General features: G+C 45.2%; 14 protein-coding genes. 8 read left to right on the top strand and 6 right to left on the bottom strand.

Annotation, left to right across the window (positions count from 1 at the left end):
* Nucleotides 1-2 precede the first annotated feature (2 nt).
* Both IQ263_RS04095 and IQ263_RS04090 read right to left on the bottom strand, forming a co-directional pair.
* Complete coding sequence (locus IQ263_RS04095) at nt 3-734, bottom strand: cytochrome c biogenesis protein CcdA (protein ID WP_194066297.1); 732 nt, start codon at nt 732-734, stop codon at nt 3-5.
* 426 nt (nt 735-1160) lie between these two features.
* Nucleotides 1161-1877: a pentapeptide repeat-containing protein gene (locus tag IQ263_RS04090; RefSeq protein WP_194008632.1), complete on the bottom strand. Its 717-nt coding sequence runs from the start codon at nt 1875-1877 to the stop codon at nt 1161-1163.
* A 28-nt stretch (nt 1878-1905) separates the two neighbouring features.
* On the opposite strand from IQ263_RS04090, the gene IQ263_RS29150 reads away from it, so the two are divergent.
* A complete protein-coding gene (locus tag IQ263_RS29150; RefSeq protein ID WP_255515810.1) occupies nt 1906-2037 on the top strand; it encodes a hypothetical protein in 132 nt (43 codons plus the stop codon).
* A gap of 194 nt (nt 2038-2231) precedes the next feature.
* On the opposite strand, the gene IQ263_RS04085 is transcribed toward IQ263_RS29150, so the two are convergent.
* Nucleotides 2232-3557, bottom strand: coding sequence for a peptidylprolyl isomerase (locus IQ263_RS04085; RefSeq protein WP_194066296.1), 1326 nt, complete (start codon nt 3555-3557; stop codon nt 2232-2234).
* Between the two features lie 238 nt (nt 3558-3795).
* Between IQ263_RS04085 and IQ263_RS04080 the strand changes: the two genes are divergently transcribed.
* Nucleotides 3796-4347 (top strand): peroxiredoxin, encoded by a 552-nt coding sequence (locus IQ263_RS04080; RefSeq protein WP_194066295.1) that lies wholly within the window; start codon nt 3796-3798, stop codon nt 4345-4347.
* Between the two features lie 312 nt (nt 4348-4659).
* Here the strand turns inward: IQ263_RS04080 and IQ263_RS04075 are convergent, their stop codons facing one another.
* Nucleotides 4660-5199: a phosphate-starvation-inducible PsiE family protein gene (locus IQ263_RS04075; protein ID WP_194066294.1), complete on the bottom strand. Its 540-nt coding sequence runs from the start codon at nt 5197-5199 to the stop codon at nt 4660-4662.
* Between the two features lie 378 nt (nt 5200-5577).
* Here IQ263_RS04075 and IQ263_RS04070 point away from each other — a divergent pair, with 378 nt between their 5' ends.
* Complete coding sequence (locus tag IQ263_RS04070) at nt 5578-6180, top strand: superoxide dismutase (protein ID WP_194066293.1); 603 nt, start codon at nt 5578-5580, stop codon at nt 6178-6180.
* Nucleotides 6181-6702: 522 nt separating this feature from the next.
* Nucleotides 6703-11049, top strand: a complete 4347-nt coding sequence (locus tag IQ263_RS04065; RefSeq protein ID WP_194066292.1) for a non-ribosomal peptide synthetase — start codon at nt 6703-6705, stop codon at nt 11047-11049.
* A 503-nt stretch (nt 11050-11552) separates the two neighbouring features.
* On the opposite strand, the gene IQ263_RS04060 is transcribed toward IQ263_RS04065, so the two are convergent.
* Complete coding sequence (locus IQ263_RS04060; protein ID WP_194066291.1) at nt 11553-12296, bottom strand: SGNH/GDSL hydrolase family protein; 744 nt, start codon at nt 12294-12296, stop codon at nt 11553-11555.
* 289 nt (nt 12297-12585) lie between these two features.
* Entirely contained in the window at nt 12586-15300 is a 2715-nt protein-coding gene (locus tag IQ263_RS04055; RefSeq protein WP_228049780.1) for a bifunctional acetate--CoA ligase family protein/GNAT family N-acetyltransferase, read from the bottom strand.
* Between the two features lie 871 nt (nt 15301-16171).
* Here IQ263_RS04055 and pflB point away from each other — a divergent pair.
* The 4 genes from pflB (at nt 16172) to clpS (ending at nt 22767) form a co-directional block, all read left to right on the top strand.
* Nucleotides 16172-18400 (top strand): formate C-acetyltransferase, encoded by a 2229-nt coding sequence (gene pflB / locus IQ263_RS04050; RefSeq protein ID WP_194066289.1) that lies wholly within the window; start codon nt 16172-16174, stop codon nt 18398-18400.
* A 133-nt stretch (nt 18401-18533) separates the two neighbouring features.
* Entirely contained in the window at nt 18534-19274 is a 741-nt protein-coding gene (gene pflA, locus IQ263_RS04045) for a pyruvate formate-lyase-activating protein (protein ID WP_194066288.1), read from the top strand.
* A 326-nt stretch (nt 19275-19600) separates the two neighbouring features.
* Nucleotides 19601-22234 carry a bifunctional acetaldehyde-CoA/alcohol dehydrogenase gene (gene adhE / locus IQ263_RS04040; protein ID WP_194066287.1) on the top strand — a complete coding sequence of 878 codons (2634 nt, stop codon included), beginning with the start codon at nt 19601-19603 and terminating at the stop codon, nt 22232-22234.
* 239 nt (nt 22235-22473) lie between these two features.
* Nucleotides 22474-22767 carry an ATP-dependent Clp protease adapter ClpS gene (gene clpS, locus IQ263_RS04035; RefSeq protein WP_194008643.1) on the top strand — a complete coding sequence of 98 codons (294 nt, stop codon included), beginning with the start codon at nt 22474-22476 and terminating at the stop codon, nt 22765-22767.
* Nucleotides 22768-22960: the final 193 nt, after the last annotated feature.

Raw genomic sequence — 22960 nt, 5'->3', positions numbered from 1 at the left:
CCTTACGCGGGAAGTATGCGGGAAATCAGGGAAAAAACGCCAAATCCTACCAGCAAAACGCCACTGACAGGCGTAATCCAACTCGACCACCTGCGTAATTCTAACAACTTTTTAATGCTCGCGGTAAAAGTCCCGGCTATAATTAGGGGAGCGACGTAGCCAGCGGCGTAAAACAGCAGCAACACACCACCTAAAACAACATCTCCCGTTTTGGAAACCCAAGCTAACAGCGTCGCTAAAACAGGCGTGCTGCAGGGAGACGCTACTAAACCAAAAGTTAAGCCCAATAAGTACGATCGCACCGCTGCGGGCAAATTTTTCGGCACCCAGCCCGCAGCGTCAAAAGACGGCATTTGCAAGGGTAAAGCTTCGAGTAAATTCAGCCCCATTAAAATAGCGATGATGCTGACAACGATCGGCAAACCCAGACCAATTTTGCCATAAATTTGGCCGGCAAATGATGCTACAATGCCTAAACCCGCAAGGGTTGTCGCCAAACCCAAGGAAAACCATGCAGACTGGGTGGCGGCTTGGAGGCGGCTTTTTGCTTCGTATCCGCCGATGTAGCCGATCGTAATCGGCAACATGGAAAGCATACAGGGCGTTAAGCTCGTTAGCAACCCTGCCAAAAAGATGACTCCGACGCTGACTAAACTTAGATGAGTCAGTTGAGTGTTGACTAAATTATTAGCAAATTGTGCGAGTTCGTAAAGTAGGGTTTCCAAGGTTTCCATCAGTCGATTTTAGATTTTAGATTGAATAATTTTAGATTGACTCCAGTGTCGATTTTAGATTTTAGATTTTAGATTTTAGAGTAATCTGAGAGGTTAAACTAAATATCTAGTTTTTTCGATTTCCGGTGAATTCAGACGGGCGTGCTGTTCTGGCTCTGTTAAAAATTGTAACAGATGCGTGCAGCTTCGGTCGGAAATTTGAGATAGATTTTAGCGATATTGACTGGTTGGGAGTTGAAAGGTCGATCGCACCCTGCTTTTAACGGAATCTTGACACCATCCTCAACCAGCTTTTAGGAACTTTTGTTGACTGGTTCAGAAAATTAATACATTGTGGAACAGGCAGGAAAGCCTGAAAAAAGTCAGGCATTGTGAAACAGGCATTTTACCTGTTATTACTGGTTTGGGAGATAATTCAAAGCGAGTTTACTTTAAATTAAAGCCAACTTCTTCATTAATAGATCCGTCGGGCATTATTGCCCCAGCCAGCACCGCACCTCTGAAATTTGCTTTCGTTAAAATAGCACCTTCTAAATTAGCATTGCTCAGATTTGTGACTTGTTTGGAACCTCTAAAATAAAAGCTGTGCAAGTCGGCACCTGTCAAGTTCGTATTTGCCAAATTAGCATATTGCAAGTCAGCACCGTGCAGCGTCGCATCAGTTAAATTAGCTTCAGTGAGATTGCTTCCCCAAAGTCGAGAATCTAACACATTAGCATCTTGTAGGTTGGCGCGACTGAGATTTGCTAGAGTCAGATTAGCGTCCCACAATTTGGTGCGGTTTAAATTAGCTTCAGTCAAATTTGCTCGACTGAGAGTAGTACCCAAAATATCAGCATTTGTCAAATTGGCGCGGCTGAGATCTGCGCCCGAAAGGTCAGCATTTTTTAAATTAGCACCAGACAAGTTAGCGCCGGACAAATTAGCGCCACTCAAGTTGGCTTCAGTGAGATTAACTCCCTGCAAATCGGCAGCGCTCAAATCGCACTGCTTCCACAAAAAGCTGACGCACCAATTATCTTTTAATAGCTGACTCAAATCCTCGGCATTCGCGGCGATCGCAGGAGGAGTTAAGTAGAGAGTGAACAGGGCGATCGCCAGCACTGTAGCAGCTAAAGTTTTCAACCTCAGAACTCTGTTCATTGACAATAATTTGCGCGATAAATTCTTGATGTACAATCAAAGCATAGCAAATAACCAGAAACTTTCACCGGTAATATTACTCAAAAATATTAGTAAAATGTCGATCGGGGTTGACCCAGACACGAACTTAACTATGGCCGTGACGGGCGATCGCGAATAATCCGGTTATTTCGCAGATGCTTTGTAGGCAAACAATTTGTTTCATAAAAATCGGGATAGCAGTTCGATCTCTCATAGGAGGGATCGATCGCTCAAATTAGACAACTGCGGTATTAGTTGAATTTGGAAATCAGGAATTAGGAATCGATCGTCGCGTAAGGTGCGATATCAGCACCCTACACCTATAGGTTAAAGTTAGCCGATTCTGAACGCAGCGTCGCCTACTGGCAAGTCATTAGGACGGGAAATAGTAGCAAAATCAACGGCAAAAACAGCACTTTGAACTGCTGCGGCCGTAGCATTTTGAACATTAGCCAAAGTAGCCCCGCCTGATTGAATTAAAGTGTTGCTTCCCGATTGAGTAAATACCAGACTTGCCAAACTGGTACCGCCAATGCCAATGCGATCGCCCTGCTGCGATATAAAATCAGTAATTGTATCCGTTTCTCCATCACCTGCGATTAAAACAAAATTATCGGCACCTGCGCCACCAGTGAGAGTGTCGTTGCCTAAATCTCCAATCAAAATATCGTTGCCATCACCACCAATTAACACGTCATTCCCTTTGCCACCTCTCAAAAAGTCGTTACCAGCATCGCCATTGATAGTATCGTCGCCGAGATTTCCGTTGATAATATCGTTGCCAACACCGCCACTAATTAAGTCGTTACCTTTGCCGCCTCTAAGGAAGTCGTCGCCTGCTTCGCCGGTGAGAGTATCATTGCCTTGGCTACCGTTAATGGCATCATCAATCGGCGAACCGATAATGCGATCGTTTCCACTACCGCCGAGCACGCCGCTGGGGTTTTGCTGAGAATCTTGGGTGGTAACTTGATAGTTATTCGGGGCATCAGGCAATCTGAGCGCTCGCAAAGACAGATTGACAAAATTGGTAGTATTAACCAAATTGTTCAGCAAACCAGTATCGCTAATGATGTTGGAAACCCGACTTGGGACGATTCCTCCAACGACTTTAGCGCTCGAAATGCGATCGCCCTGCTGCACCGCATTCACCGTTTCAAAACCTTGAACAACATTGCCAAAAACAGCATAATTGCCATCCAAAAACGGCAAAGTATCCAAAGCAAAATAGAACTGCGAAGAAGCCGAATTCAAAGCAGTAGCCCGAGCCATTGCCACAGCCCCGGCAGTGTGCTTCAACTGCGGTGTCTGAGTCACAACTTGGTTGTAAACAGGTTGCGCCGCGCCTTGCGGCTTGATTTCCAAAGGAATAAAACGCGGCCCATTAGTATCCGGGTCAATAAAATTACCTGTTCCCAATTGACTTGCGGGAATTGTAGGATCTTTGCTGCGCGGATCGCCTCCTTGCACCACAAAAGGATCTGGCTGGCGTACCACTCGGTGAAACATCACCCCATCGTAGATGCCCCGTTCAACTAAATCAACAAAATTTCCCCCAGTAATCGGGGCATTAGTGCCGTCAACTTCGATCGTAACGGGTTGACCGTTAATTACCTGGACTACTGTAACTTTGCCTGTTAACGGGAGTGCAGCGCTCATAAGTAAATTGTGATTTGAGTGAGTTATCTCTTGACTAATACCAAATCCTGGCTAAATATCCGCTTTATTTCTTAACCTGCTAAGGCTGGTTCCCTCTGTCGAGAAGCGGTTTTAACCGCCGAATCATCAAAGGGTAGCTAACACCGGATTTGGTTTCAGAAGCAATCCGCGAATTGCCCCTACCCATTTAATCAGAAAACTGTAAACTTGTCTTAAGTACAATTCTACTTGTGAATTTATGATTTCCCGCCGCAAGTTTTTTAGCACTTTATTGGCAATTTGTCTAGTCTTTCTCAGTTATAATTTTGCGGCCCCTGCCTTTGCCCTCGGCGGCAAGCTGCCGGCGGTGAATCAAGCTGCACCGGATTTTAGTTTGCCGACAAACAGTGGCGGCGGACAAGTGTCCCTCTCCGATTATCGCGGTAAGTGGCTGGTAGTCTATTTCTATCCCAAAGATTTTACATCGGGTTGTACGATCGAAGCGCGTCGATTCCAGCAAGACTTGCCGAAATACTTGGCAAAAAACACTCAAATTATCGGCATCAGCGCTGATGATGTCAACTCCCACGCAGAATTTTGCGATGCTGAAGGTTTAAAATTTCCGCTGTTAGCTGATACCGACGGCCAAGTCAGCAAAGCTTACGGTTCTTGGATGAGTTTTATCTCGGCGCGGCACAGTTTTATTATTGATCCTGAAGGCACTTTGCGGGAAACTTTTGTTAAGGTTAACCCGGCGATTCACTCGCAAGAAGTGTTTGCCCGTCTGGAGGAATTGCAGGCTGAGGGTTAATATCGCGCCCCGTCGATTACACAAAAAACGGTTCCTAGTGCGGACTAAAGTCGGCCCTCGGCCCAGGAATCCTGTCCGCAAGCGCGATCCTTAGTTCTTGGGGTTGGGCGATCGCACAGGATGTAATGTAATGGGAGCGCGATCGTCCAACCCCAATCAAATAAAATAGTAGTGAAGAATGCAAGTCCTCGGAAAAAGCAAAAAACTTGCAGTCCGAACGCTATCATGTTTATTTTACCGAAAACAATGGCTAATAACGCCACCATCTGTAAAAGAGCTAATCTCAAATCTCAAATCGCCATTTTGCCCTACTCAATGAGAATTAAAATTGCTATTAACTGCCACAGGTTCTGAAGAAGATTCTGACTCTAACTGATTCTTCCTTTTGCTAGCAAAACGGCGTTCCGGGTCAATTCCCTCAAAGGTGGGTGGCAACCAAACCCGGACTACCAACAACACTCCCAAAACCAGCAAAAATGCTCCTGTTGATAATATTTTAATCCAGGGAGTTTCCAGCACTCCCCGCACGATGACTTCTCGCAAAACTGATACAATACAAACTTCCACAGCCACACCAATCGAAACGCGCTGCTCTTGCAAATAAATAATTAGCAGCCGAAATAATTCCACTAAAACTAATAGAAATAGAATATCTGCCGTCACGTGCTGGAAATCCAAAGGAGGTAACAGCGAGAAAAACATTTCTCGCAGTTCAATGACCATAAAGCTGAACAAACCGATACACAAAGAAATTACAATTAAATCTTGAATTGTTTCGAGAACGCTGACTATTAGTTTCAAATTCAACCACTGCGGGGGGTTACTTGTATGGTTAAGTGAACGATTTTCCATTGACAGCTCCTGCAATCTGTTTGACCTGCTTACAGCTTAAGTTAAATAAAGTCACTCTTTGACAAAAAATAGGTTTAATTTATTTATAACTATTATCATACTTCCCTGTGTTGACCATTTCCCCCCCAAACTTTTATTTATCGCGCAAGTGGGTTGACATCTTGGCAATGTTTGTGCTAGCTGGCCCATAGTATTAGTAGATTTGGTGAAACCCAGAATTCAAAATCCAAAAATGCTGCAACTGAGATAAAATATAAAAATTGTAAAGAATTATTTACGACAGCTTGATCAACTCAAGCTAGGGACTTTAGGCTCGAATCAACGAAAAGCCGGAAAGTCAACCGAAAAACAACAGCCACCTAGAGAGGATTGAACACAATGGCATTTACACTCGCACCATTACCCTTCGCCGCTGATGCCTTAGAGTCAGATCATATGTCGGCCAACACGTTTTCGTTTCACCACGATAAGCACCACGCTGCTTACGTGACCAATCTCAACAAAATGATTGAAGGCACGGAACTTGCCAGCAAATCCCTGGAAGAAATTGTGATGGCATCTGCTAAAGACCCATCCAAATCTGGCATTTTCAACAATGCAGGTCAAGTTTGGAACCACAATTTCTTTTGGAAGTCGCTCAAACCAGGTGGTGGCGGCACTCCGACAGGAGCTTTAGCTGATAAAATCAACGCCGACTTTGGCAGCTTCGACAAATTCAAAGAAGAATTCAAGACTGCTGCGACAACTCAGTTCGGCAGTGGCTGGGCTTGGCTGGTTTTGGACAACGGTACTTTGAAAGTTACCAAAACTGCGAACGCCGACACTCCGGTAGTACACGGCCAAACTCCTTTGCTGACTTTGGATGTGTGGGAACACGCTTATTATTTGGATTTCCAAAACCGTCGTCCCGACTACATTACTAATTTCTTGGATAATTTGGCTAACTGGGATTTCGCAGCAGAAAATTTCGCTGCGGCTTAGTAGCACCTGAGTTTTAGGATTAAAGTCCTCACTACGAATCTATTAAGTTCGTAGTGAGGACTTTATTTTTTGTTTCCAAGGACTGAAGTTCTCACTACTAGCTTCATAGGTTCGCTTAAATAGGTCGGCGCTGTAAAACGCAAATATGTAAACGACTATAAATCATTCAAATGCACATCTAGCAACACTCTTTAGCCTTATTTACATATTTTTATATTGTTAAGTTTAATATCGCCAACCTACTTAATAAGTGGATGTAAGAATAGGGATGGTAGTTTTGGAACTTCCACTGCCTCACACGGTATCTAATTTGTGAAGATTTCTAAACCCATTTGTAGGGAGGAAAGGAGAGTTATACTATCCTTTCCTCGCAAAGTCGGGACGTTTCCCCTTGCTATAGTAATGTTGTTGTGATAGATAGAGTTCTGGACAGATAGATGTGTGGACAGATAGATGTCTGCAGAGATATATTTTTAATATTGGGTGCCGAAATATTTAACACAACCTTTTGGAGTATAAAAAATGACAAAAAATGTATCAGTAGTGATTCCATCCTACAACAGCGCCCAATTTTTACCGGAAGCAATTGATAGTATACTTGGGCAGACTCTACCCGTATTTGAGATTATTGTCGTAGATGATGGTTCTACTGATGAAACGAAAGAAATTTGCGATCGCTACCCGAAAGTAACATACTTCTATCAAAACAACCGAGGCCATGCTACTGCACGCAATACTGGTCTGCAGATTAGTACGGGAGAGTATCTTCTGTTCCTGGATAGTGATGACTGCCTTTTGCCTGAAGCGATTGAGATTGGAGTCAAGCATCTCAACGCCATGCCAGAGATGGGCTTGGTATTTGGTCGTTATTTCTTCTATTCCATTCAACCCGATGGCTCATACAAAGTAGAAGAGAAATATGAGAACCAGCCTGAAGTTGCTAATTATGAAACCCTTTTGGCTATCCGGCATAGGGTTCAATGCGGTTGTATTATGTTTCGCCGTGCTGCCCTCGATAGTGTCGCCATTGAGTCTATCGGTGCATTTGATCCAAGTGTATTAGCGACCGAAGATTACAATTTATGTCTGCGAATTGCCCGTAATTTTCCTATCTATTTCCACGGTCAAGTCGTTTCTCAATATCGCTACACTGGCAATAACATATCCAGTAAATCGACCTACTTTCTGATCCATGCAATCCGAGATCATTATCAGCAATGGAGTTACGTTCAACGAACAGAAAAAGAAGAATATATAGTTGCCTATGAGCAGGGCAAACACCACTGGATTAATCTTTTTGGCAATCGATTGCCTTACGAAATCCTGAAATATATAGCAGCTAAAAAATGGGTTGCAGCCTTGGGTATTCTGAGATTAATCTTGTATTACGATCCCAAATTGCAATCTATCGATCGGGCTATTTACGAAACATCCTATACAACTCTGATGTCAGAGCTACGAAAGCTCCCCCTTCAAGACTCCTTAGCCTATTGGCAAAAACAACTTGCGGGAGCCACCCCTTTATTACCCCTACCCACTGATCGGCCACGTCCCCCAGAGCAATCCCTCCAGGGAGCTTCTCTGTCTTTTGGCATTTCTGGGGAAATCACGACAGCCCTCAGCCAATTGGGCGGCCAGGAAGGCGTCGCCCTATCAACAACCCTGTTAGCCGCGTTTAAGATCTTGCTCTATCGCTATACAGGTACGGAAGACGTGATTGTTGGCTCCCCCTTTGTGAGCCGTGTGAATGCAGAAAATTTTTTCAATGCCGTCCCCCTTCGTACAGATATGTCGGGTAATCCCACGTTCCCAGAGTTTCTGGGACGAGTGCGGAAAGTTGTTTTGTTAGGGCAAGCCTATCAAGATGTGCCCTATTGCTTATTGGTCGATCAATTTTGTCCCCAGCCCGACTTAAGCTATTCCCCTCTGTTTCAAGTGACCTTTGTCTTTGAGGAAAATATTCCCTTCCAAAGGATCGATCTGTCAAGATTAACAGCCAGTCCGTGGGTGATTGAAAACAACGAAGGAAAGTTTGACTTAACTTTATTCTTAAAACCAACCAGCGCAGGATTGGAGGGGAGTTGGTACTACAGCACGGATTTGTTTGATGCAGAAACTATTGAACGAATGAACGAGCATTTCCAGATTTTGTTGGCTGGGATTGTGGCTCATCCAGAACAATCGATTTCTGCCTTGCCGCTGTTGCCAGAACAAGAGAAAAATCTGTTGCTTGTGGAATGGAATCAGACTCAAAAAGATGAGTCGCCAGAGCTATGCCTGCACCAGTTAATAGCTCAACAAGCAGAAGTCACTCCAGAGAAAATTGCGGTTTCCTTTGAAGGTCAAACATTGACGTACAAAGAACTACATCAACGCTCTAATCAACTGGCCCACTATTTGCAACAAAGAGGGGTGAAGCCGGATGATTTAGTGGGCATTTGTGTCGATCGCTCTCTGGAAATGCTTGTGGGATTATTAGGTGTGCTGAAGGCGGGCGGAGCCTATGTTCCCATAGACCCCAACTACCCTCCCGATCGCGTGGAATACATGATCGAGAATTCCCAAGCCCAAGTATTGTTAACACAACAGCAGCTTGTGAAGAGCCTGCCTGCCAAAGAAGCCAAAAAAGCATTGGTCATCTGTTTGGATACGGATTGGCCACTGATTGCCCAAGAGAGTCAGGAAATGCCGATCGCCAGCGTTACGCCAGAAAATATGGCCTACGTCATTTACACGTCTGGTTCTACGGGTAAGCCCAAAGGCGTACAAGTTCTCCACCGCGGGGCAGTCAATTTTTTAAATTCGATGCGCGAGCAACCGGGAATCTGTGAGGCGGATATTTTGCTGTCTGTCACCACTCTCTCTTTTGATATTGCAGTCTTAGAACTGTACTTACCCCTGACTGTGGGAGCGCAGGTTGTCATCCTGAGTCGGGAAGCTGCGATGGATGGCAGAAAGTTATTAAGGACGATCGTCCAATTAGGCATTACGATCCTGCAAGCGACTCCAGTGACTTGGCGATTATTGATAGAATCGGGTTGGGAAAGTCAGTTCCCGCTGAAAATCCTCTCCGGTGGGGAAGCCATGCCCAAAGAATTGGCTGCCCAATTGTTAACCAAAGGTACAGAACTTTGGAATATGTACGGGCCGACGGAAACAACAGTTTGGTCAACAGTTTATCAAGTCAAAGACGCCGAACAGCGAATTTTAATTGGTAAGCCGATCGCCAACACCGATATCTACATCTTAGATTCTCTCCTGCAACCCGTTCCCATTGGGGTGGCTGGGGAATTACATATTGGTGGTTCAGGATTAGCGCGAGGCTATTTGCAACGTGACGATTTAACCACTGAGAGATTTATTCCTAATCCCTTTCGAGAAACCGAACGAATATATAAGACAGGGGACTTAGCACGTTATTTGCCCGATGGAAATATTGAGTGTTTAGGTCGCCTAGATTTTCAAGTCAAAATTCGCGGTTTTCGGATCGAACTCGGTGAAATCGAGTCTGTTTTGGTCAAACATTCCAACGTGCAGCAGGCAGTGGTCATCGTCAGGGAAGATTTTCCTGGCGACAAGCGTCTAGTGGGTTATATTGTCGCTCTCAAAAATCCGAACCCAAGCATCCAAGAACTGCGAAGTCTGCTCAAGGAGTATGTACCAGAATATATGGTGCCATCTATCTTCGTTTTCTTGGAAGCTCTACCTCTAACACCGAATGGTAAGGTAGATCGTAAAGCTCTACCTGTACCTGAACAATCTCGCGAAGCAGCAATCATACCCGCCACTCAAAAGGCTCTAGATTTGCCCGCCCCTACAACTCAAGAAAAGCCAGAAAAGCCAGAAAAAAGTGCCAAGCCCAAGGATGATTTGGAAGTTCAACTCGTCAATATTTGGGAAGAAGTATTGAATATTTCACCCATCAGTACGACAGATAATTTCTTCGAGATGGGAGGACATTCCCTATTAGCGATATCCCTAATTCGTGAAATAGAGAAAACCTACAATAAAGAGCTACCTTTACCTATCCTTTTCCAATCGCAAACGATTCAGCAGTTGGCTAACACCCTTCGCAAACAAAGATTCTCGTCTTCTTCGCAGGCTTTAGTCACGATTCAGAAAGGTAGTTCCAAACTGCCTTTATTCTTTATTTACGGCATATTCCTTTACTATAATTTATCAAGACACCTCGGCAAAGACCAAACCTGTTATGGAGTCTATGTCAAAGAGGAAGTCAATATGTTCCAAAGGAATAAACTTGACCAATCACCAACGCCTTCAGTGAGTATTCCATATCTGGCCACTCGCTACCTCAAAGAAATACAAAAACATCAGCCTAAAGGCCCTTACCTCCTAGCGGGTGAGTCCTTAGGTGGCTTAGTAGCTTTTGAAATGGCACATCAACTTCATTTACAGGGTGAGGAAGTAGCTTTACTGGCTCTTTTGGATAGTGCGATTCCAGGAAAAAACCAACTGTCATTGAGTCAGAAGCTGGCTTTTCATATCAAGAAGCTGCGCCAACAAGGGATTTCATATTTGTTCCAAAAAATACGAAAATCGAAAACTAAATCGACTCCTAATATTAACAGTGATAATGTTAATAATAATCGCGTAGATCCTCTATTAGAGTTTCGGCAGTACGCTTTCAATAGTTACAAGCCACAGCCTTACCCAGGCAGGGCAGTTTTGTTCCGGGCGATGGAGGAAAGTCACTTTAGCACTTTGGAAAACTGGAATGAACTGTTGCTTGAAGGATTAGATATATATGATATCCCTGGAGATCATCTAAGTATCCTTCAAGAACCCAATGTCCCTATCTTGGCAGAAAAAATGAGAGTGCATATCGATCGAGCTTTAGCAAAACTTTAGGCTGTTGAGTTGAACGACTTATACAAGCGATTCAACAGGCTATTACAGATCAAACAATGCGTCAACGCGCCGCCAGATTGGCGGCGCACATCCAAGCTGAAGATGGTATTACCAAGGCAGTTGCTATCGTACAGGAAATCTAAAATTGTGGGACTGTTTACGGATAACCCGTATTCTACTGGAGGAATTCAAAGAACCTTAAGTTATATCAAATCCGGTAGCATCGGAATGATTCAGATATATATTCTCGGACTCTGTGTACTCTGTGTACTCTGCGGTTAAATCATTCCAATCCAAACCCCAATACGGTTTACTTAAGTTATAAGGTTTGTGAATTAAATAATTTCCATTTTTCTTCTAGCCCATCCCACAACAATCAAATTTGGAAGTTATTTAATTCTCATTTCTAAGTTGTAGGGTGCATCGCTCGTTTAATCTGGTGTTCTAGGGCGAGAGTTGTTTTTGGCGACGCACCCTACGTTGACTTAAGTGAACCGTATTGGTTATCCCCCCTTCAGTATTTTTAATAAGGCTCTTCGATAAATTTGTCTGCCTTCTGAGTCAAGGTGAACGCCATCTGTTGTTACCTGATCTTTCAATACTGTCCCTTCGTACAGGGGCTGAATTTCTTTTTCTACTATCAATAACTTATCTGTCGCTGCCACTTGACGAGTCAAGGCTTGAATGCTTTTCACTCTTTCCAAAGAACCCGCTAGTGTGATATCATGGCTGGCTTCAATCGTTGAGTAAAAAGCAGGGATTAACACTACTTTTTTGGTGTTCATTTTTGTTCTGACAGTGCGGATAATTTCCTGCATATTGTTAACAAATTGTGGATCATTTATTCGATAACCCGCATCATTAGTACCGATCGCAATAATTGATGTATTACATTTAACGTTAGCCGCAGTTAAGAGTTTTAGCTGTTCGATCAGAGAAATTGTTGACATTCCGGGCAAGGCAAAATTAAAAGTATCTTGACCCATTGTATTTCCCAGCCCAGAGGTGATAGAATCGCCCCAAATGCAAGCATTAATTTGAGTGTTTTTAGTCAGATATAGTTGATAATCAACTTCATCTAGCCACCAAGAACTAGAACTTAGGGTGTCTGTCGATAATCCGATGGAATTTGCATTAAACATGACTAAAAATCTACCTAAATACCCCTTCTTTATCGTAAATTCTAAAATCCCTGTTAAGAGAATGACATTTAATAGCAGTGAAATGATGGCGATAGTTTTTTTCATACAGGTATGAGCAAGTAAATTAACATAAATTATCAATTTACCTCTTGCAAAAGTGCTTTTAATCAAATTGTGGAACAGGCTTTCCGGCTTGTTCCACGAGCAACATTTTTTATTATGGAAGGAGCCGGAGAACCCGTCCTAGTTATTTTTGCAAGAGGTCTAATCACTACACTACCAAAAAGTAATTCACATTATAATCAGTTTGTCCGATCGCGAATTACGAATTAAGCGATCGCACTCCTCCATCTTGTTTGAGATCGAATAGAGTGCGCGCGTAAGACTGGATGAGCTAGTAGACAAAAACAGCTTTCAACATTCCTTCACCTCGCTCTGGTTTCAGTTCAAATCCTATTTTTTCACAGAGGCTCTGCATCTTGTAGTTGCTAGTGAGAATGTAGCCGACGATCGCATTTAATTTCTCTTCGCGACCAATTTGCAGCAGCAGCCTCAATAATTCTGTTCCCAAACCCCGCTCCTGATAGCTATCGCGGACGATCAGGGCAAATTCGGCTTCGTTTTTGCCGTGCAGATTGCTGAGACGTGCTACTCCCAAAATCTGGTGTTCTGAGGTTTCGGGGTCTTTGCGATCGGCTACTAACAGCATTTCTCGATCGTAGTCAATAAAACAACTCCGGGTCAAACGTTCGTGAGCGATGCGGTGCTTTAAATTTACCATATGAGCGTAGCGCAAATACACGCTCTCTTCGGAAAGCTCTTGATGAAACAGCACCATCAGCGGCTCATCTTCCGGGCGAATCGGACGGATGGTAATGGAACTATCTGTTGACCATTGTTGAACGTATTGCACCGGATAGGGGCGAATCGCAGGTGAAATGGTGTTTTCTGTGGTCTGGAGCACAACGCGGGCATCGAGGGCGATCGCACCTTCTGGAGAAACCAGCAGCGGATTAATATCTATCTCGGCAATCTGAGGTTGCTCGACAATCAGTTGACTGAAACGAACTAATAACTGTTCGAGTTTTTCTAGGTCAATTGCCGATCGCCCGCGCACTCCTTGCAAAGCTTTGTAGATGCGCGTTTGCTCCATCATCCGCCGCGCTAGGGTGGTATTTAAAGGTGGCAGTGCTAGCGATCGATCCTGAAAGACTTCCACTAATTGTCCGCCGGAACCAAACAGCATAACTGGCCCAAATTGGGGGTCGATACTGCTACCCAAAATTAGTTCGTAGCCTTCCAAACGCACCATCGGCTGCACAGTGACACCGAGAAACGCAGCAGGATCGATCGCCCGTACCCGCTGGGCGATCGCCTCAAAGGCACTAATTACAGCCTTAGCATCGCCTAAGTTTAGTTGTACGCCCCCCACATCGGTTTTGTGAGTAATCGTCTCAGAATGGAGTTTTAGCACCACAGGATAACCGAGACGATCGGCAATTTCCACAGCTTCGCGATCGCTGGTGGCTATGGATGTGGCGATGGTGGGAATCCCATAAGCAGAGAGTAACTGCTTTGATTCGTACTCTGTTAACAGAGGGCGATCGTTGGTGCGTGCAGAAGTCAAAATCTTAGCGATCGTCGGTCGATCGGGACTCCAGAGATCCGAATCAGCCGCCAGAGAAGGCGTTTCGTAGATAGCGCGCAGGTTGTAGCTGTACCGCCACATATAATTGAATAACCTGACGGCCGTATCGGGATAGGGGAAAGTCGGAATTTTGGCCTGATTGAGAATTTCCGTTGCTGCTAAAACTTCTGCACCGCCCATCCAGCTTGTTAATAAGGGCTTTCCGAGTTTGCTGTAGGACTTTAATTCTTCTGCGGTTTTGGTGGGATTTGTCATCGCTTGGGGTGTGAGGATGACCAACAATCCGTCACTATTGGGATCGGAAGCGACAACTTCTATAGTTTTGGCGTAGCGATCGCTACTAGCATCGCCCAAAATATCGATCGGGTTTTGATGGCTCCACTGAGGCGGCAAAAACCCATCAAGCTGCTGCAGCGTCTCCGGTGCCAGCTCTGCCAGGGCACCGCCGCCGCTAATTAAGGCATCAGTGGCGATCGCCCCTGGGCCTCCTGCATTGGTGACGATCGATAGGCGGTTGCCCTGCGGTCGCGGTTGCTTGGCCAGAATTTCTGCCATGTCAAACAGATCGGAAATCGTATGTACCCGCAAGGCGCCACAGCGGCGGAAAGCAGCGTTGAGCACGTCATCGCTGCCGGTCAAAGCTCCCGTATGGGAAGCGGCGGCGGCGGCGGCGGCGGCGGTACGTCCCACCTTGAGAATGATGATCGGTTTGTCGATCGCCACTGGGCGGGCGGCGGACAGGAACGATCGAGCATCACCCATCGATTCCATGTATAAAACAATACTTTTGGTGTGGGGGTCGTCCCCAAAATACTCGATCAGATCGCCCCAACCGACATCGAGCATAGAGCCGATCGACACAAAAGTGCTAAAACCGACATTTTCTCCCAAACTCCAATCGAGAATCGAAGTACAGAGGGCGCCACTTTGACTGATGAAGGCTACATTACCCGGACGGGCGATCGTACCTGCAAAAGTAGCATTGAGCCCGAGAACAGGATTCATCACGCCGAGACAATTGGGGCCGATAATCCGCATTCCGCCCAGACGCGCTGCAGCCATAATTTCCTGTTCTAGCGCAACGCCTGCCGGGCCAATTTCTTTAAAACCAGCAGAAACAATCACTGCCCCTTTCACCCCAGCAGCGATACATTCGCGGATTGCTTGCGGTACAACAGCCGCAGGCGTAGCAATCACCGCCAAATCCACTACTTCCGGGACGCTAGCAATGTCAGGATAAGACTTGAGCCCCAGGACGCTGTGGCGCTGGGGATTCACCGGAAAAACTGTTCCGCCAAAGGGATTGCTAATCAAATTCCACAGGAGAGTGCGTCCGACACTTCCTTCTCTCTCTGTTGCGCCGATAACAGCCACGGAGCGAGGCCGAAAAATTCGATCGAGTTCGTGACGCTGTTCTTTCCAAATATCGTGAGCCGGATCGCTCGCAGTGCTGTGATTCATTGAATTTATCTGCATAATACCCTAGTTCAATTGATCGGCCATTAATGTTGCTTTGCTGTCGGTAGAAGCAATAAACCAGAAAGCAGAACCAAGAAACAAGAACCAAGAAGGCTTTAAGCTATTCTGCATTTAAATTGTATATTTCGATAATCGAGCGAAAATCGTCAAATTCACTCTCCTTTTTATCCGAAGAGCAACTTGTCCTAAGAGCGCGGTCGAAGGAAGCCTTTATAGCTTCCTTTTTCTCCTCTGGTGCTCGATCGCCATACACAATCTAAATGCTCTCACAGCTCAGTCATCTAGGAGAGCAGTAATAATACTGACGGAACCAGCCGAACCAGCGTTATTTGAAGTTTAATCAAGTGAATTTACTGAACAATTACCGCATCAAATCCGAACTATTTTGCGGCTAGTTCCGCTAGTTCGGCTGGTTCTCGATCTCGCTCCAGTCGCTGTTTGGACATCTTACTTACGTAATTGTCACATTTTAAATAGGATCTCCGGGTGCGTTAGTTTTAAGGTTGGTACCAAAAATTTGTTTTTTTTTCACTAACGCACCCTACTGATGGTGTCACTTGCCAAATTCCTGTTACAACAAAATCTGATTGCACGTTTCCGACCAAGCAGCCATTAAACAACATTGTTGTTGTCAAAGTGTTAGCTCATAATCCAATTTTATCATAATCTCATCAAAAACTCCAGAGGAGTTTCTGGATACTATCTATTTTAATATTTCCAGAAAATCGCAGAGTAAACTTTTGTCACAAAGGGCAAAAAAGCTATTAAAAATTTGCAAATTCAAGATATGCTAGATTTAGCGGTCAAAGAATAAAAAAAGATCGCTAACAAAAAATTGAGGCGAAAGAAAGCTATGTTTGTAGAATGGCAGGGCTTTACAGAAGGCAGTTGGACAAAAGAAGTCAACGTTAGAGACTTCATTCAAAAGAATTACACCCCCTACGAAGGGAATGCAGAATTTCTCGCAGCACCAACCGAAAAAACCCAGCAGCTTTGGCAAAAAGTTCTGGAACTAATGAAGCAAGAGCGCGAAAAAGGTGTGTTGGATGTTGATACAAAATTACCCACATCGATCGTAGCTCATGCAGCAGGATACATCGATCGCGAGTTAGAACAAATAGTAGGTTTGCAAACCGATCGACCTTTGAAACGCGCGATTATGCCCTTCGGCGGAATTCGCGTGGTCAAGGCAGGTTTAGAAGCTTACGGTTATCAACTCGATACACAAACAGAAGAAATATTTACGAAATATCGCAAAACACACAACGATGGTGTCTTCGATGTTTACACCCGCTCCATGCGTCTGGCGAGACGTTCTGGTATCATCACAGGTTTGCCCGATGCCTACGGACGCGGGCGGATCATCGGTGACTATCGGCGCGTTGCTTTGTACGGTGTCGATCGCCTAATTGATGATAAGAAACACCAGCAAGAATCCCTCGAACTAGAGGCGATGGACGAGGGAACAATTCGTTTGCGCGAAGAGTTATCCGAGCAAATTCGCGCCTTGTTTGAGTTAAAAGAAATGGCTGCTAACTACGGCTTTGATATTGGCAAGCCGGCGGCCAATGCACGAGAAGCTGTCCAGTGGCTGTATTTTGGCTACTTGGGAGCAGTGAAAGAACAAAACGGGGCGGCGATGTCCCTCGGCCGTGTATCCACGTTTCTAGACATTTATTTCGAGCGCGATTTGCAAAGTGGCACCAGTTCCGAACAGGAATTGCAAGAACTAATCGACCATTTTGTAATGAAACTCCGCATGGTGCGGTTTTTGCGAACTCCCGACTACAACCAACTGTTCTCTGGCGATCCAACTTGGGTAACAGAGGCGATTGGCGGTATGAGCAAGGACGGGAGAACATTGGTAACTCGCAACAGTTTCCGATTCCTGCATACTCTCTTAAATCTCGGTACTGCGCCAGAACCTAACCTTACCGTTTTGTGGTCGGAAAACTTGCCGGAAAGCTTCAAGGAATTTTGTGCAAAAATATCCAGCGATACCAGTTCGATTCAGTACGAAAACGACGATTTAATGCGTCCTGACTACGGCGACGATTATGCGATCGCCTGTTGCGTCTCCGCGATGCGAATTGGTAAGCAAATGCAGTTTTTTGGAGCGCGAGTTAACTTAGCTAAGACTTTGCTCTATGCAATCAACGGCGGTATAGATGAGAAATCTGGCGACCAAATTGCGCCGCAATTTCCACCAATTACTTCCGAATATCTCGATTATGACGAGGTGAAAGCGCGGTTCCATGACATGATGGCGTGGTTGGCAAAAACCTATATCAATACGCTGAATGTCATTCACTATATGCACGACAAATACTGCTACGAACGGCTGGAAATGGCATTGCACGATCGCGATGTTTACCGGACAATGGCCTGCGGAATTGCCGGATTGTCCGTGGTGGCAGATTCCCTGTCGGCGATTAAACACGCGAAAGTTAAGGTGATTCGCAACGAGCAAGGTTTGGCAGTGGATTACTCGATCGAAGGAGAATATCCAAAATATGGCAATAATGATGATCGCGCAGACAGTCTAGCCATCGAACTCGTGCAAAGTTTCATGAACGAAATTCGCCAGCACAAAACCTACCGTGACGCCGTAGCGACTCAATCGGTACTCACGATTACTTCTAACGTAGTGTACGGCAAAAAAACTGGCAGTACACCCGACGGACGTAAAGCAGGGGAACCCTTTGCTCCCGGTGCTAACCCGATGCACGGCCGAGATTCCTGTGGAGCGATCGCATCCTTATCTTCTGTCGCCAAACTGCCTTACAGCGATTGTCAAGATGGCATATCGAATACTTTTTCGATTCTACCAGCAGCCTTGGGCAGAATGGAAGGCGATCGGACTAATAACCTAGTTGGTCTGTTAGACGGTTACTTCCACGATGGCGGCCATCACATTAATGTTAACGCGCTCGATCGGCAAACATTACTAGATGCGATGGAACATCCCGAAAAATATCCGCAGCTAACAATTCGCGTCTCCGGTTATGCGGTGAACTTCATCAAGCTTACCCGCGAACAACAATTAGATGTGATTAAACGGACATTCCACGAACGGGTATAGCTTCGACTTCGCTCAGCCACCAACCTAAACGGTGTCTGAGCAAAGCCCAAACTCAAACTTCGACTTCGCTCAGTTAACAATTTAACCGCTGGCTGAGCGGAGTTGAAACCAAGCAAAATTCAAAACCAAATCAATGTCTGGAATTGGTCGCATTCATTCAATCGAAACTTTTGGTACCGTCGATGGCCCCGGAATCCGGTTTATCGTCTTCACCCAAGGCTGTCCCTTACGCTGTCTTTACTGTCACAATCCCGACTGTCGCAATTCCCACGATGGTAAAGAAGTAACCGTCGATTATTTAATCGATCAAATTACCAAATGTAAATCCTACCTGCGGAAAGGAGGCGTTACAGTCAGCGGCGGCGAACCCTTGATGCAGCCAGATTTTGTCAGAGAAATCTTTAGCCGCTGTCATCAAATGGGGTTGCATACAGCCCTAGACACATCAGGATTCTGTGTTTTAGAACTTGCTAAACCGGTTCTGGAAATGACCGATCTGGTTTTGTTGGACATCAAATCCTACATTCCCGAAGTGTATTACAAAGTCACCAACGTTTCCATCGAGCCTACTTTAGCAATGGCCAAATATCTCAGCGAAATTGGCAAACCGACTTGGATTCGATTCGTTTTAGTTCCTCACCTCACAGATGCCATCGAAAACATAGAAAAACTAGCGGATTTTATTGCCAATCTGACTAATGTGGAAAAAGTAGAAGTATTACCATTTCATAAAATGGGAGAATACAAATGGGAACAATTAAAGCTGAATTACGAACTCAAAGATACACCTCCAGCTTCACCGGAAATCGTCCAACAAACTGTTGATATTTTTAGCAGTCGCGGTGTCTATGCGATCGGAGCTAGCGGTTTATAATTATTGAAGAAGGAAGAAGTCATTAGTCATTAGTCATTAGTCATTAGTCATGTTTTGCTGTCGCCTCCGAGCTTTCCGTCCAACGTCATCAGGAACAAGGAACAAGGAATAAGGAACAAGGCCCTTCGACTTCGCTCAGGGTGAAAAGAAGGAAGAAGGAAGAAGGAATAGTCTTGGACGCACGGGTGGTCAGAAACTGGTTTTTTTATGAAAATCCTTCGCTGGAACCCGCAGATTAAGTAAAAAAACAGGTTTATTTGGTCTTGATGCGTTCAAGAGTGAGGAAAAAGGAAGAAGTCAAAAACACTAATAGCAGGAAAAGAACCATGAAAGTTACGAATTTAGATGAATTAGAAGTGCTAATTCAAAAAGTTAAAGTAGCCCAAGCTGAATTTGCTACCTACACTCAAGAACAAGTCGATCGCATATTCAAGCAAGCAGCTTTAGCCGCCAATGCCGCCCGCATTCCCTTAGCCAAAGCAGCAGTTAAAGAATCGGGAATGGGAGTCATCGAGGATAAGGCAATCAAAAATCATTTTGCCTCGGAAATGATTTACAACAAATACAAAAACGACAAGACTTGCGGTATCATCGAGTCCGATCGCCATTTTGGCTACGAACGCATTGCCGAACCCGTGGGACTGCTGGCGGGAATCGTCCCTGTAACTAACCCGACTTCCACCACCATCTTTAAATCTTTAATCGTGCTCAAGACGAGAAATGGCATTATATTTTCTCCCCATCCCCGCGCCAAATCCTGCACCGCTGCGGCGGCAAAAATCATCCTCGATGCTGCTGTAGCTGCTGGAGCACCACCGGATATTATTGGCTGGATTGACGAGCCAACTGTGCCACTTTCCCAAGCTTTGATGCAGCACCACGATATCAAACTAATTTTGGCAACTGGCGGGCCGGGAATGGTAAAAGCGGCCTACTCTTCAGGACATCCTTCTCTCGGTGTGGGCGCGGGAAATACTCCGGCCATCATCGATGAAACCGCCCACATCCAAATGGCTGTCAGCTCAATTTTGCTCAGCAAAACTTTCGACAACGGTACGATTTGTGCTTCGGAACAATCGGTAGTTGTTGTGGATGAAGTGTACGATGCGGTGCAACTAGAATTTATCAAGCGGGGTGCTTATTTCCTCAATGCACAAGAACGGGAAAAAGTGCGGCAGGTAATCTTAATTGATGGTCGATTGAATGCTGAAATTGTCGGACAATCGGTGCAAAAAGTGGCGGAAATTGCTGGTTTTTCAGTGCCGTCAAACATCAGGGTTTTGATTGGAGAAGTGGAGGCGATAGGTAAAGAAGAACCCTTTGCTTGTGAAAAACTTTCGCCGATTCTCGCAATGTACCGCGCCAAGGATTTTACTGAAGCAGTAGACAAAGCTGAAGCGCTGATAATTTTTGGCGGACACGGCCATACTTCTGTACTCTACACTGCTCCGCAAAATCAGAAGCACATTCGTTATTTTGAAAGCAAACTAGAGACTTCGCGGGTGCTGATTAATACGCCTTCTTCTCAAGGTGCGATCGGCGATTTGTACAATTTCCGCCTCGATCCCTCCCTTACTCTCGGTTGCGGTAGCTGGGGCGATAATTCGATTTCTGTCAACGTGACACCCCATCACTTGCTGAATATCAAAACTGTAGCAGAACGGCGCGAAAATATGCTCTGGTTCCGCATTCCTCCCAAGATTTATTTTAAGTCTGGCTGCATTCCTGTAGCTTTGAGGGATCTTGCAGGTAAGAAACGTGCTTTGATTGTGACGGATAAACCTTTGTTTGAATTGGGATTGATTAAGGAAGTCACAGATAGTTTGGAAGAAATCGGCATCGCTCATTATACATTTTATGATGTGGAACCCGATCCTTCCCTTGCTACTGTTCGCAAAGGTTTAGAAATTTGCAATAGTTTCCATCCCGATGTAATTATTGCTTTTGGTGGTGGCTCGCCGATGGATGCTGCTAAGGTAATGTGGCTGATGTACGAGCATCCAGAAATTGAGTTTGAAGGATTGGCGATGCGGTTTATGGATATTCGCAAGCGGGTATACGAACTGCCTCCTTTGGGTTCAAAGGCACTTATGGTGGCAATTCCAACTACTTCGGGAACGGGTTCGGAAGTTACGCCTTTTGCGGTTGTTACGGATGAGAAATCGGGGATTAAGTATCCGCTGGCTGATTATGCTCTGACTCCGAGTATGGCGATTGTCGATCCAGAAATTACGCTGAATATGCCCCGGAAACTGACTGCTTATGGTGGCGTTGATGCGCTGACTCACGCTTTAGAAGCTTATGTTTCTGTGTTGGCTTCTGAGTATACAAATGGTTTGGCTTTAGAAGCGATTCGTTTGCTGTTTAAATACCTGCCCAGCGCTTACAAAAATGGTGCTAACGATCCGAAAGCGCGGGAGAAAGTACATTATGCTGCTACGATCGCCGGGATGGCATTTGCGAACGCTTTTCTGGGGGTTTGTCACTCAATGGCTCACCAATTAGGTGCAACTTGTCACGTCCCTCACGGTTTAGCGAACGCGCTGATGATTTCCCATGTAATTCGCTACAATGCAACGGATGTTCCGTTCAAACAAGCGATTTTTTCTCAGAATAAGTATCCTAACAGCAAGTGGCGTTATGCGCGAATTGCGGATTATCTGAATTTGGGCGGGGAGACACTAGATGAGAAAGTTGAGAACTTGATCGCAGCGGTGGAAGATTTGAAGCGTCAGGTAGATATTCCTAGCACGATTCAGGAGGCGATCGCCAGTCAGGGAATGAGTGATGATTTCTTTTTTGCTCGCGTTGAGGAAATGGCCGATCGCGCTTTTGACGATCAATGCACCGGAGCAAACCCCCGCTATCCGCTGATTGAAGATTTAAAGCAACTTCTGTTGCAAGCATACTCTGACACCAACACTTCTGGGGTCGATCGAGAGTTAACTGTAATTGGATAAGCTGTACTGCATCTAACGATCGATCGGAAACCGGGTTTTTCAACCAAAATCGTGGGTAGAAACCCTCAATTTCCTGAAAACCCGGTTTCTTTGTCCTCAAATCTCAAATCAAAAAATCGCCCTCGAAAATCGCCAAAGTCGATCTATTTGCAATGGGCGGTTTTAAAGTTCAGAAATTGTGATATAGTTGAAGAGGTAACTATTGTACGAATTTTGTAGTTTCAGTGGCTGTTCGCGCGATGACCTCTTCACCAACCATAGCACCCGTTCGATCGAGTCAAGTTACCCGCAAGCCTTATCCTAACTATCGGGTAATAGTCCTCAACGACGATTTCAATACATTTCAGCACGTAGTGGAATGTTTGACGAAATACATTCCAGGGATGACGAGCGATCGAGCTTGGGATCTCGCCAACCAAATTCACAACGAAGGCCAGGCCACCGTCTGGGTTGGCCCGCAAGAACAAGCAGAACTTTATCATATGCAATTGAGCCGTGCTGGACTGACAATGGCTCCGCTAGAATCGACTTAAAAGTCTGTAGAAGCCCGAAAGTTCGACTTTTTGTGGCTAATTAATCTTCAAGCAATACGATATCCGCTGAAGCTAAACTCGATCGGCATAAATATTCGATCTGTTAACTGCCGATTTCCAGCGGATAGACACAGATAGACGCACATAATTCAATAAAACTCTTGCAAAAATCCAAAGTACCCCACCCCAACCC

It is taken from the genome of Tychonema sp. LEGE 06208 (assembly GCF_015207505.1).
Lineage (GTDB): Bacteria > Cyanobacteriota > Cyanobacteriia > Cyanobacteriales > Microcoleaceae > Microcoleus.
Note: the sequence above shows the minus strand (reverse complement) of the source record. Positions and strands in the feature narration are given on the sequence as shown.

Bases quoted from the DNA above. Each gene is read 5' to 3' on its own strand.
- IQ263_RS29150 (WP_255515810.1), top strand. From the start codon at position 1,906: ATGTACAATCAAAGCATAGCAAATAACCAGAAACTTTCACCGGTAATA.
- pflA (WP_194066288.1), top strand. From the start codon at position 18,534: ATGTCTGGAATTGGTCGCATTCATTCAATCGAAACTTTTGGTACCGTC.
- IQ263_RS04065 (WP_194066292.1), top strand. From the start codon at position 6,703: ATGACAAAAAATGTATCAGTAGTGATTCCATCCTACAACAGCGCCCAA.
- IQ263_RS04075 (WP_194066294.1), bottom strand. From the start codon at position 5,199: ATGGAAAATCGTTCACTTAACCATACAAGTAACCCCCCGCAGTGGTTG.
- IQ263_RS04080 (WP_194066295.1), top strand. From the start codon at position 3,796: ATGATTTCCCGCCGCAAGTTTTTTAGCACTTTATTGGCAATTTGTCTA.
- clpS (WP_194008643.1), top strand. From the start codon at position 22,474: ATGACCTCTTCACCAACCATAGCACCCGTTCGATCGAGTCAAGTTACC.
- IQ263_RS04070 (WP_194066293.1), top strand. From the start codon at position 5,578: ATGGCATTTACACTCGCACCATTACCCTTCGCCGCTGATGCCTTAGAG.
- adhE (WP_194066287.1), top strand. From the start codon at position 19,601: ATGAAAGTTACGAATTTAGATGAATTAGAAGTGCTAATTCAAAAAGTT.
- IQ263_RS04095 (WP_194066297.1), bottom strand. From the start codon at position 734: ATGGAAACCTTGGAAACCCTACTTTACGAACTCGCACAATTTGCTAAT.
- IQ263_RS04090 (WP_194008632.1), bottom strand. From the start codon at position 1,877: ATGAACAGAGTTCTGAGGTTGAAAACTTTAGCTGCTACAGTGCTGGCG.
- pflB (WP_194066289.1), top strand. From the start codon at position 16,172: ATGTTTGTAGAATGGCAGGGCTTTACAGAAGGCAGTTGGACAAAAGAA.
- IQ263_RS04055 (WP_228049780.1), bottom strand. From the start codon at position 15,300: ATGAATCACAGCACTGCGAGCGATCCGGCTCACGATATTTGGAAAGAA.
- IQ263_RS04060 (WP_194066291.1), bottom strand. From the start codon at position 12,296: ATGAAAAAAACTATCGCCATCATTTCACTGCTATTAAATGTCATTCTC.
- IQ263_RS04085 (WP_194066296.1), bottom strand. From the start codon at position 3,557: ATGAGCGCTGCACTCCCGTTAACAGGCAAAGTTACAGTAGTCCAGGTA.